Origin of the sequence: Carnobacterium funditum DSM 5970 (assembly GCF_000744185.1) — a bacterium.
GTDB lineage: Bacteria > Bacillota > Bacilli > Lactobacillales > Carnobacteriaceae > Carnobacterium_A > Carnobacterium_A funditum.
The window spans coordinates 2,217,115-2,229,480 of record NZ_JQLL01000001.1 but is presented as its reverse complement, the minus strand read 5'-3'; the positions used below and the strand labels follow the sequence as shown (position 1 = coordinate 2,229,480).

The window sequence follows — 12,366 nt, the reverse complement described above, 5'->3', positions numbered from 1 at the left end:
AGGTACAGCACTTGCTCCATCTATGGTTCGTTCGGTCTACCTGGTTGACTGCTCCCAATGAACTAAATGCAACACCTTGAATGATAAAGTCTTTATCCTATTTCGTTTTTATTTCTTTTAAAGATTGTTCATTTCCTCCCATGTAGGAGGTGTTTTTAAAGCTTCTTTATGACTTAGCTTTTCATCTTTAAAACCACCGTATTTAATAGACGTTCCACCTATATCAAATGTTAAATTTATTATTTCATCTCTTCATATATCTAAATACCTTTTTGTGAAGCCCTCTCATTTTTTGGTTCTCCCTGTCTTTTTTCCAACATTTCTCTGTCGTTTCATGCGTTAAAATGGCAAATAGCATTCTTTTGTCTTATAATTAGCGTATACGACCTATTCAAACGTGACAGTCAATTTGTTAGAGGAGGCTTCACAAAATGGAAGAAGAAACTGTCTTAAATTTTTTAAAACGACACGGTTTGGAATCAAAATCTGGGCAATCTATTTTAGCTGAAAAAATAGTATCTAAAGAAAACTGGCTTGCTTCTATATTTAAAAAAAATAAAGAAAAATTATATTGCATTAATTTTTCTGAGCACGAATTGGTTTTAATGCCCTTGGATGAAAAAAACAATACGCTTAAAGAAGGCATCTACAACCAAATACCATTAAGCGAAATAAAAGAACTTTATTTCGAAAAACCGGCAGCTGACAATAAACTTGTTGTTGTATATAAAAATACCACTAAACCAATAGAACACTACCTTATCTCTCAAGAAAATGCTGCTTCTCCTTGGCATAGTAGAAACCTAATTCAACTTATGGAACAAATTGGAACTAAAAAAAATTAAATTAGACAATAAAAACGAGATGGAAATCATGATTTCCATCTCGTTTTTATTGTCTGTTTGACTCGTTAACTTGTAACGCTTTTTAGTTTCTATTTCTATTTGTTCTGGATAATTTCAATTTTATAACCATCTGGATCTAAGACAAAGAAATAATTAACCAAGTCAGCTGTTAAACCTTTCAACTCGGTAACTTCATTACCAGAATCTTTGTATTCCTGATGTGCTGCCTTTAGATCATCTACTCCAATAGCGATATGACCATATCCATTTCCCAATTGATATGGCTCAGTTTGATCGTAATTGTAAGTCAATTCTAGTTCATATCCATCTTCTTCAAGTGCTAAATAAACTAATGTGAATTTCGATTCTGGATGATCTTTCCGTTTAACCTCGTGGAAACCTAATACATTCGTATAAAAATCCATTGATTTATCTAAATCTTTTACTCGTACACATGTGTGCAACATTTTTTTTGCCATTTAAAAAACCTCTCTCTCTACTTCTCCATTATTTTTATTCATATATAATTCAATTGGTAATCCATCTGGGTCTTGAAAGAAGGTGTATAAACCTCCGGTAAATTCATCTTCACGAATAGCTTCTGTTTCAATACCTTTAAGATTTAACTCGTTTACCACGTGGTGGATATCATCAACAAAAAAACATACATGTCTTAAACCACGAGCTTCTGGAGTTGTTGGACGTTTAGGCGGATCTGGAAATGAGAATAATTCTATTTCACTATCTCCAATCTTTAAATCCAACTTATATGAGTCTCGTTCTTTTCTATAATTTTCCCGGACGATTTCAAGTCCAAGTATATTCACATAAAAATCTTTAGAACTCTCATAATTTGATGCGATGATAGCAACATGGTGGATACGATTCAACTTCATGTTATCTTCCTCCAAATAAAAGGGACAACTCATACTTGCGATCCCTTATTTAAAACTACTGCTATTATCGTTGCACTATTTTTTCTATTTCAGCTAATTCTGACACTGTAAAATCAAGATTATCCAACGCTTTAACATTGTCTTCAATTTGGCTGACTCGACTAGCGCCGATTAACACACTTGTTACTTTCCCATCTCTTAAAATCCATGAAACAGCCATCTCAGCTAATGTTTGTCCGCGACGTTTTGCAATTTCATTCAATGCTCTAGACTTATCTATTTTAGTATGAACTTGTTTCTCATCTAAGAAAATACTTGTTGAACGTCCCGCTCTTGAATCTTCTGGAACACCATCAAGGTAACGGTCGGTTAACATACCTTGAGCTAATGGGCTAAAAGCGATGGAGCCTAATTGATTTTCTTGTAACACATCTTGCAAACCATCTTCTATCCAGCGATTATACATACTGTATGATGGTTGATGAATAATAAATGGTGTTTTAAGATCTTTAAATATTTTTGTGATTTCAGCTGTTTGTTCAGCAGAATAATTAGAAATCCCAATATACAATGCTTTTCCCTGACGAACCATCAAGTCTAAAGCTTGTGCTGTTTCTTCAAATGGAGTTTCTGGATCTGGACGATGCGAATAGAAAATATCTACATATTCTAGCCCCATGCGGTTTAGACTTTGATCAATACTGGCTGTCAGATTCTTTTTAGAACCAAATTCTCCATAAGGACCAGGCCACATATAATAGCCTGCTTTACTAGATATGATTAGTTCATCACGGTATGGAAGCAAATCTTTTTTCAGGATGCGTCCAAAATTTTCTTCTGCACTGCCTGCAGGAGGTCCATAATTATTAGCTAAGTCAAAATGGGTAATACCCAAATCAAAAGCACGGTGAACCATTTTTCGACTATTTTCAAATAAATCAACATCCCCAAAATTATGCCACATTCCTAGTGACAAAGCTGGCAATTTTAATCCACTGTTTCCTACACGATTGTAAATCATATTTTCATAACGATCTTCTGCTGCTCGATACATTAAATCACTCCGCTTCTTTAATCATTTATTTCCCGTTTTCATTATATCGCTTCCATATATAGATGACAACCTATGTGAATCCTCTTAATGACTCTCTTCAAGCTAGACAGGTTGCTTTATTTTTTAACACTGTATTTACGACATCAATAGAAACCGCTAAAATAATAATGAGCCCTCTGATCATGTACTGAAGATAAGGATTAACTTCAACAAATGTTCGTATTTCTTCTTTATACTAAATACGACTATTCATTATAAAGAACTATGTGATAGGATACTATTCGTATCCAAAATGATACGATGTTATCTTTCCACAAAAAAAAAGTAGAGAACTCTACTTTTTTTTCTGATTCTTTTAACGTTAATGAATTTTTTTCCTTCCTAATTGATAAATTCCCATAAAGCATAAAACCATTAAAATTAATCCAATTATAGCAAATGGCAACCCTTTTGCTGTCGTCAAATCACTTAGTGCATTCGTATTATACATAATGGCAAATGGTGAAGCCAATACTAATCCCAAAATTCCACTATAAGTTGCTGAACTATAATGCTTAAATAAATACTCAATAATCTTACTAATCAAGAAGATACCGATTAAAACGCCAATTCCGAAAACAGCTAAAACAATAAAATTAGGCAAAATAATTGCCATATCACCAGCTCGCAAAGCATCAATAAAACTAGTAATAGTATTGATAATAGAATAATAATACCCCAATATCATTAATACCAGTGAACCACTCATACCTGGAATAATCATTGTTGCTGAAGCAATGATTCCAATTAAGAAAAGTTTTATCATGTTAAATGGTGTAATTGTAATGACTTCAAATGAGGATTCTGCTCCTTGAAACATAGGAAGAAAAGCTACTATAGCAAACATCAACATAAAAATAATTAAATGACCGATATTCAATTTTTCATTTTTCATTTTTAATCCTGCTTGAAACGATACCCATAGTACTGGAACTCCACCTAAAATCATACCCACAAACGCTAAAGCTGTTGGCAGAGTATAATTACTCAGTAAAAATTCAATTGTGTACGTGAAAGCAACTACTCCAAATCCAGCACCAATCAAAATAGGCATCAATATTTTCAGACTAACTTTCCAGTTCTTAAATAACTGACTAATCGAAAAAATCATACGATCATAAATCCCAAGAGAAACTGCCATTGTCCCTCCACTTACACCTGGTATAATATTCGAAATACCAATGACCATTCCTTTAAGTATATCTATTAAGTAATTCATATTCAGCCTCTTTTACTATATAATTTGCTACTTTAATATAATAACAGAAGTAGGACGCCAAGTGAAACTAAAAAAAACGCAAACTTTTTTTTGAACCTTTTTTTATTTATTTATTCTCAGCTAATTCAAGTGGATTAACAGCTGGACCTTCCAAAACTTCTCCTCTATAAGAAAAACGTGAACCGTGACATGGGCAATCCCAGGTACGCTCGCCATCATTCCATTTGAGAGAACAACCTAAGTGTGTGCAACTGTTATTTACTAAATGAATATTGTCGTTCTCATCGCGATAGGCTCTTATTTTTTTCCCCTTTAAATTCAATCATACCACCTTCATCTTTTTCTAAATCAGCAACAGCTTTAGCTGTTTTTTCTATTTTTCCTGAAATAAATTCTTTTGCAACAGATGCATTACTTTTAATAAAACTCTTTGCCGGTTCTTTTTTTATTTTAGATCGGGTTGGGTCAAAGAGAGAAGCAAACTCATTTTCTTTTTCTACTATTTGATCCGTTAAAATAAGCGCGGCAACAGCTCCATTTGACATGCCCCATTTATTAAAACCGGTAGCTATTAATAATCGATTGGATTCGACAGTTTTTCTCCCTATATATGGCACTTTATCTAATGTTGTTAAATCTTGTGAAGACCAATGATAGAGAGTTTCTTTAATATCGAAGTAGGCTTCACCAAATTCTTCTAAATTACGATAATGTTCAATTGTTTTAGACTTGCTTCTTCCCGTCGCATGACCATCACCAGCAATTAATATAAGCTTTTCTCCTTCTTTTGATAAAACCGAGCGTAAAGAGCGCGTCGGTTGGTCTGCACTTATATACAGTCCAACAGGGATATCTTTTTTTGTTCTAGCTGCAATCGCATAAGAGCGATTGACAGAAAGTCTAGTAAAGTATATCCCCTCATTATCATTAATCGGATAGTGGCTTGCAATAATAACTTTATCGCATGAGATTAAAGACATATTTTCTGTTACAATAACTAGTTCCTCTTGGTCTATCACTTTTAAAGCACGAGTATTTTCGTATACTTGACCTCCCAGTTTCTTAATTTCTTCTACTAAACCAGTTAAAAATTTCACTGGATGAAACTGAACCTGATTGTACATCACTAAAGCCTCTTCCACAACGAATGGCAGGTCAACTTCTTTTTTCGCCAATCCGCCATCAATCGCCAATTTTTTATAAGCTTCTGATTCTGCTAGAATCTTTTGAGCACCCTCTTTTGTTTGAGCAAATACAAAAGAATTTTCTTCAGATAAGTCACAATCTATGTTCAAATCAACGGCTAGTTGCTTAATAAGATTTAATCCTACTAGATTTGCATCGTAATACAATTTAGCTTTTTCTTGACCAATTGATTTAATAAGTTCGTCATAAATTAATCCATGCTGTGCTGTTATTTTTGCTGTTGTAAAACCTGTGACTCCGTCTATTAATTTTTCTGCTTCTATTAAAATAACTTTTTTCCCAGCTTTGGCTAATAAATAAGCACTAATAATCCCAACAATTCCCCCTCCAATAATTCCAACCTCTGTTTCAACAGATTTCTGTAATGAATCAAAACTCGGAGTCTCTTTGAATTCTCTCCAGATAGACTTCGGAAATATATTAATAGAACTTTTTTTCCCAATCATGATTTCACTCCTAACTAGTCTATTTTATATTAACTAAATTGTTTTCATTAACAGTTTCAGTTTATTGAAAACACTTTCTACGGTCAAATAAAACGAATGGAATGAGTCGTTAAAATTAATGGCTTATTTCTTACCAATAGACAAATTCTTCCCGGTATTTTTTTAGCTGAATAATTGTACCCTCTGACTATCTAACTAGGATAATTTCCCTAGCAAATTCAATAGCTGGACTTCGTTTGTTCCCAATAAAAATAGAGCTCACTAATTTTATCATTAGCCGAGCTCTATTCACTTCCTCTTTTGTTTTATGCGGCCGAGAAGACTCGAACTTCCACGGGAGATACTCCCACCAGCCCCTCAAGCTGGCGCGTCTGCCATTCCGCCACGACCGCGTTGTCTTTAAATGAGTACTTTAAATCAACAAATAAAAACTTACTTCCTACATTATTTACTATACAATTACAAAGGTAATTTTGCAATAGGCAAAATTAGTATCAAAAAAACTTTTTTTTGATACTATTTGCTCTACTTATAAGCCACTTGTACATGAGATGTCGTGCTACTCACTTGAACTGCGTTTTCAACTTCCGGATAGTTCTTTAGTTGAATATTTTTTATCGTTACTTCTCCCGCTCGATATTGTATTGAGATAGCTACATTTTTAGAGCTAGTCGTTAATATTGGTTGTGCTTGTGCAAAAAAATGGGTAATAGCCACTTTTTGATAAGCTGAGATAACCAGAGCTCTTTTTGTAGAAATAGCGTAAAGACTCGTTGCTTGTGGGTAATAAGAGGCAAGAAATGTTCCTCGTATCCCAAAGGCTGAACAACTCGCTTCATCGGCCAAACTATGGTGACCAATGTGTCTGAAATTATAAGAACGATTGTCACGATAAGAAAGATGACCAATTATTTGAGTATCGGACGCTGCAGAACTTGTTTGATGCGCTTTTATCTCTACTCCACCGAAACAATAAGCACTCAGATTGTTAACCAACGTTACATGTTGGGAGCCATCGTCTATTTCAATCCCATTTGAATTGGAATAGCCTATTTTGTGGGCGCGTCCGCTGGGATGGTGTAAAAAACAGTTAGAAATTAAAATATCATCACTATGATGAGTTGTAATTCCATCATCTCCAAACCCAAATGCTTCTACTTGATCTATCCAGATGAAGCGACTTCCAAACCGAGCACGTTTGCCATCACCTAAATAGTTATAAAAGGCCGACGTAACATCCACACCATGGAGTCCTGGGTCCTTTACTGTCACGTTTCTAATTAAAGCAAAATGGACATGTGCTAATGTGAGCCCACTTGAACTTGTTCCCCCCGAAGCCGTTCTCATATTTCCCGAAATACGTTTAATGTTCCAATCTAATGTTAATCCTTCGATACGAATATGACTATTTCCTTTTAAATAATGCCAATTGGTTAATAATTTTGCCCTTTTAGGAGCTGAATCAGAAAGGATCAGCTGTGTTTGTTCTGTTCCACTCCCAATTAGTTCTGTATAAGAGGGCAACTTAATCTCATTCACCCGATATTGACCAGGTGGAACAATAACACAACGAAATCCTGTTGAAATAGCTTTTTTAAAGGCTTCTGTACAATCAGTCATGCCATCACCAACTGCTCCATAATCTAGTACGGATACCATTTCAGTCTGTTTGCTTAACTGTATCATGGCTTTGTCTAGTTGGTTTTTCCAATCTGGAAAAACATGCCCTTCGCTGTCAACACTAGCTGAGAGACTTGATGTAAAGTCTATTTTTTCTTTAGATAAAAATGTATCCGTTAGGCAGACTTTTTTCTTGTTCTTTCGCTTAGCTAATCCTCTTAATAAATGGAATTGCTTTTCTGTTTCATCGATAGCTTGTTGTTTTCCTTCTTTTATTCCATAAATCGGAAAAATTTCCGTTAATAATTCTTGAATTGCTTTCGTCTGATGCATCTAATCACCTCATCTTTTGCTCATTTGAGACATTTACTGCTTACTATCTTGTAAAACTAACCTTCCTTGACATCTTCCGCAGACAAAGCGCTGTGTATTAAACCGACGTTGTCGGTAAATGCTCATTTCACAGCTTTTACATTGATAAGTCCACATCTTTTTTGCTCTATCTTTTGTTCTTAGAGATTGAACAAATCGAGTACCTCCTGTTTGTTTTAGCAGTTCTTTAAAATCGCTATCTTTATGTTGATAGCCTTTCCCTGTAAGATGCAAATGGTAATGACACAATTCATGTTTAATAACGCTGATAAACTCTTGTTTACCAAACGTCTCTAAAATATTTAGATTAAAATCTAAATCGTGTGTTCTTAAATGATATCTTCCGCCAGTTGTCCTTAGTCGATTATTAAACGTAGCATGGTGTTCAAAGGGCTGTTTAAAATACTCTAATGATACCTCTTCTACTAAATTTTGTAATTCAATTTGATCCATTTCTTTCTCCATTCCTATTTCATATGTTTGACTTCATTTGCTCACTATATATATTTACTCCCTTCACTTATGCTTAGTTTTGACAATTTTTCTCTGTATCTATCAATAAATTCTCTAACCCATTCTGGATTCACTTTGCTATAATCTCTTAGTGTCCAACCAATTGCTTTATTGATAAAAAATTCATCTTGTCCAAAATTATTAACTATAATTTCTTCTAAAAGTTCTTCTTTCATCTTTTCTTTCCTAAACATTTGGTGATTGATTGCCATTCTTCTTAACCAGATATTCTCGTCCAAGCTCCATTGAATCATTGTTTTATCGATCTCTGGGTATTTGAAAGCAACATGGCCTATCACTCTATGAAGTCCATCTACAGTATCCCACCATGATTTATTCGTAATCAACTTCTTTATTTTCTCTATGTCTTCTAAAACGAGGTAATCTTTCATCCTATTTAAATAGTCAATAGCCATATATTGAGCTTCCCTATAAGGTTTTTTCCAGCAAGTAGCAATAAATTCCCAATCGACATATTTTTCTTTTTTAGCTTCCTTAAAGTAGAAATCACTCGTTTTTTTTCTTATAGTCGCTTGTATACCTAAAAATAAAAACTGATTCCTCATATACTTAGACATCTGTTTTGCTTTTTCACTATCAGCATTTTTTTCTAACTCTTGAAATAAATCATATAAGTTCATGAAATCCCCTCACTATTAAGCATTTATCGTTTACTTATATTTTTAAAAATCAACCCATTCGTTGTTTCATTCGGTTTAACTAAGTATCACTCAATTAAGTAACTCGTTAGACTACATCATTTTCCTCTTCATTTATGTTATTGAATAATAATAGACAAAAAAACAAGAAAAGTCATCTGTGTGACTTCTTTTCTTGTTCTTTTTTTTTTCGGTTGCTTAGTCTTTCTTTTTAGGAGGCAGCATCGTTAATGAGATACGACCTTTATTTACATTTATCTCTTCTACCCAGACAGTCACCACGTCACCAACTGCTACAACATTTGTCGGATGCTGTACATAGCCTTTACTTAATTTCGAAATATGCACTAATCCATCTTGCTTGACACCAATATCTACAAATGCACCAAAATCGACTACATTACGAACGGTTCCTTCTAGTTCCATTCCTTCTTGTAAGTCTTCCATGCTTAAAACGTCTGTCCGCAATAAAGGAGCTGACATTTCATCACGCAAGTCACGTCCGGGAGTAAACAAGGCTTCTAACATATCTTTGACTGTTTCTTTACCTAATTCAGTTACTTGCATCAAATTAGCCATATCTAGTGTTTCTAACGATTTTTTAGCTTTCAAACTACCAACATCTTCTAATGAAATTTCTGCTAGTTCAAGAATTTCTTTAGCCTGTTTGTAGGTCTCCGGATGAATACCCGTATTATCTAACACGTTTTTACCATCAACTATCCGCATGAACCCTACAGATTGTTCATAAGCTTTGGGTCCTAAACGTGGTACTTTTTTCAGCTGGGCACGACTTTCAAAACGACCGTTCTCTTCGCGGTAAACAATCACATTATTAGCTGTTGTTTTGTTTAAACCAGCCACATGCTTCAATAGTTGTGCGCTCGCTGTATTTACATTTACTCCTACTTGGTTAACAGCTGTTTCGACAACAAAACCCAACCGTTCTTCTAGATGTTTTTGAGAAACATCATGTTGGTACTGACCAACGCCTACTGATTTAGGGTCAATTTTTACCAGTTCAGCTAACGGATCTTGAAGTCGGCGTGCAATACTAACGGCACTTCTTTGTTCTACCTGTAAGTCAGGAAATTCTTCACGAGCAATCGGACTAGCTGAGTAAACAGATGCTCCTGCTTCATTGACGATAACATAAAAGACTTGGCGTTCAATTTCTTTTAAATTATCAGACACAAACGTTTCTGATTCACGACTGGCTGTACCATTTCCGATAGCAACCATTTCTACATCAAATTGTTCGATTAATTGTTTGAATTTTATTGCAGCATTCGCACGAGCTTCGTTTCCTGCTGGTTTGTGTGGGTAAATAACATCAATATCTATCACTTTACCAGTTGGATCGATGACGGCTAGTTTACAACCCGTACGATAAGCAGGATCTAGTCCTAAGACTACTTTTCCTTTTAGAGGTGGTTGCAATAATAAATTCCGTAAATTTTCTCCAAAAATATTAATAGCTTGTTCATCTGCTTTTTCAGTCAATTCAGAACGGATTTCGCGTTCGATTGAGGGTCCAATAAAACGTTTATAACTATCTTCAACAGCTACTTTAACATAAGGAGTCGCTGTTGAGTGCTCTTCTTTTATCAACTCTTTAAATAGATAATTAAAGATAGTCGTTTCATTTATAACTAATGCTGTTTTTAAGATATCTTCTTTTTCTCCACGATTAATCGCTAATATACGGTGAGAAACTAATTTATTGACAGGTTCTTTGTAATCATAATACATTTCAAAGACGCCTTTTTCATCTTTTTCTTGTTTTTTTACATTAGTCGTTAGCATCCCATTTTTAAGCGTGTATTCTCTTATCCAAATACGATAGCGTGGTTCATCACTGATTGTTTCTGCAATAATTTCATGCGCTCCTGCTAAAGCTGATTCAGCTGACTCCACATTTTTTTCATCATCAATATAATTACTTGCTTCTTCTAGAACATCTACAGATGGAAAAGTCAGCATCCAGTCGGCTAAGGGTTCTAAGCCACTTTCTTTCGCTATCGTCGCTTTGGTTCTTCGTTTTTGCTTGAAAGGACGGTATAAGTCTTCGACTAGTTGCATTTTCTCAGCTAGCTCAATACTTTTTTTCAATTCAGGTGTCAACTTGCCTTGTTCTTCAATTGTACGGATAACATCTTTTTTGCGTTTCTCCAATGTTTGAAGATAATTGTAACGTTCCTCTATTTCACGAATTTGCACTTCATCTAAGGTACCAGTCATTTCTTTACGGTAACGAGCAATAAAAGGCACTGTGTTGCCTTCTGCTAATAAATTTAAAACCGTCGTTAATTGTTTAGTCGAATACGTTTTTAATTCTTTCTTTAATAAGTCTAACACTGCATTATCTGTTGTATCTGTCATTCATTTCTTCCTTTCTCATTCCCGTTCATCTTCCTTATTTTAGCATAATCTTCTATCATTGACCAAAGTTGTTAACATTCTTTTCAAAAAACTAAGAAAAAAAGCAGCTATCTAAAAATAGCCGCTTTTTGTTTATCATTTACTTCCGTTTTCAGGTAACTGAAATGTAACCATTGCATTTAATAATTCTGACTTTACACTCTTTGTCGGCCAATGTTTTTTACCACCCAAGCAAGCACAAATAAATTGGACTTGATCGACAAAAAATGTTTTCCGGAAATGAACGTGTCCCATTATACTGTACACTATATTGGGGTGTTCATCATAGAGTTTCTCATAAGTAGAGCTCCCTAAAAAGGCATTAAAATAATCGTAAATCTTATGTGGCAAAGAGACAACGAATTTAGGATGTGTCACCACATGGGTCATCAAAATAACTTTTCTGTCTCCTATTTTTGCTAAATCTTCTTCTATTTTTGCTAACATCCACTGAGTAACTGCTTGATCGGGCTCTCCCCAATCACAAAAACGTTTATCTTGCCAAGTTCCAGCACGTAAAGTCATTTTTTGAAATTCAGCAATACTATATTGCTCGGTATCGGCAAACCCATAGTCATACCACCCTGAATTCCCGACTACTGCCCACTCATCATTTATAATATACGGTCTTTCTAAAATACTTTCTGATTGCTCTTTAAAGAAATGGTATATTTTTTTCGTATCTTTTTCGCCATTTATTCTAGACCAATAATCATGATTGCCAGGTACAAATAATAGTTTTATTCCACTCAATGCTGTTAATTCATCTAGGAAAGCTTGAGATTCATGGTAATTGCTACTAATATCTCCAGCGATTAAAAAAAGGTCAATTTTTTGCTTTATTATCTGTTCACTTAGCAAACTTGCATATGTTTCATTTTCCGGTAAATGTTTACCGTTTGTGTCAATATGCAAATCCGATAATACACCGATTTTCATTTTGTCCCTCGTTTCTTCATTATTAGTATGCCTACCATAACTTTTTGTCCAACTTAAATCAACATAGGGAGTGGAACATTTGTCCCCACTCCCTACATATTTCCACTATTCTTTATCATTTTAGTTAGAAGAGCTGA

The 12,366-nt window shown here is 34.5% G+C and carries 12 protein-coding genes and 1 tRNA gene; 1 reads left to right on the top strand and 12 read right to left on the bottom strand.

The annotated features are described in order from the left end of the window. Positions 1-431: 431 nt before the first annotated feature. Positions 432-845 carry a hypothetical protein gene (locus BR44_RS10415; protein WP_034552551.1) on the top strand — a complete coding sequence of 138 codons (414 nt, stop codon included), beginning with the start codon at positions 432-434 and terminating at the stop codon, positions 843-845. Between the two features lie 95 nt (positions 846-940). Here BR44_RS10415 and gloA read toward each other — a convergent pair whose 3' ends face one another. The 12 genes from gloA to BR44_RS10360 form a co-directional block, all read right to left on the bottom strand. Further along, positions 941-1,324, bottom strand: a complete 384-nt coding sequence (gene gloA, locus BR44_RS10410) for a lactoylglutathione lyase (protein ID WP_034552548.1) — start codon at positions 1,322-1,324, stop codon at positions 941-943. Then, positions 1,325-1,741 (bottom strand): SMU1112c/YaeR family gloxylase I-like metalloprotein, encoded by a 417-nt coding sequence (gloA2, locus tag BR44_RS10405; protein ID WP_051912693.1) that lies wholly within the window; start codon positions 1,739-1,741, stop codon positions 1,325-1,327. A gap of 64 nt (positions 1,742-1,805) precedes the next feature. After that, positions 1,806-2,795, bottom strand: a complete 990-nt coding sequence (mgrA, locus tag BR44_RS10400; protein ID WP_034552546.1) for an L-glyceraldehyde 3-phosphate reductase — start codon at positions 2,793-2,795, stop codon at positions 1,806-1,808. 361 nt (positions 2,796-3,156) lie between these two features. Next, on the bottom strand, positions 3,157-4,053 hold the full coding sequence (locus BR44_RS10395; protein ID WP_034552543.1) for a DUF368 domain-containing protein: 897 nt from the start codon (positions 4,051-4,053) through the stop codon (positions 3,157-3,159). A 106-nt stretch (positions 4,054-4,159) separates the two neighbouring features. Next, on the bottom strand, positions 4,160-4,375 hold the full coding sequence (locus BR44_RS12245) for a Rieske 2Fe-2S domain-containing protein (protein ID WP_211249878.1): 216 nt from the start codon (positions 4,373-4,375) through the stop codon (positions 4,160-4,162). Continuing rightward, the gene (locus BR44_RS10390) at positions 4,335-5,705 is read right to left on the bottom strand and encodes an NAD(P)/FAD-dependent oxidoreductase (RefSeq protein ID WP_211249877.1); all 1,371 of its coding nucleotides are present in this window, start codon (positions 5,703-5,705) and stop codon (positions 4,335-4,337) included. The genes BR44_RS12245 and BR44_RS10390 overlap by 41 nt, the downstream gene beginning before the upstream one ends. A 308-nt stretch (positions 5,706-6,013) precedes the next feature. Beyond that, positions 6,014-6,097 (bottom strand) — tRNA-Leu (locus BR44_RS10385). Between the two features lie 133 nt (positions 6,098-6,230). Next, complete coding sequence (locus BR44_RS10380; protein WP_034552542.1) at positions 6,231-7,658, bottom strand: glycosyl hydrolase family 28-related protein; 1,428 nt, start codon at positions 7,656-7,658, stop codon at positions 6,231-6,233. Positions 7,659-7,691: 33 nt separating this feature from the next. After that, entirely contained in the window at positions 7,692-8,150 is a 459-nt protein-coding gene (locus BR44_RS10375; protein ID WP_034552537.1) for a SprT family protein, read from the bottom strand. 44 nt (positions 8,151-8,194) lie between these two features. Then, positions 8,195-8,851, bottom strand: a complete 657-nt coding sequence (locus BR44_RS10370) for a DNA alkylation repair protein (protein WP_034552535.1) — start codon at positions 8,849-8,851, stop codon at positions 8,195-8,197. Between the two features lie 216 nt (positions 8,852-9,067). Next, complete coding sequence (locus tag BR44_RS10365) at positions 9,068-11,251, bottom strand: Tex family protein (RefSeq protein WP_034552533.1); 2,184 nt, start codon at positions 11,249-11,251, stop codon at positions 9,068-9,070. A gap of 135 nt (positions 11,252-11,386) precedes the next feature. Continuing rightward, complete coding sequence (locus BR44_RS10360) at positions 11,387-12,229, bottom strand: metallophosphoesterase (protein WP_034552532.1); 843 nt, start codon at positions 12,227-12,229, stop codon at positions 11,387-11,389. Positions 12,230-12,366 lie beyond the last annotated feature (137 nt).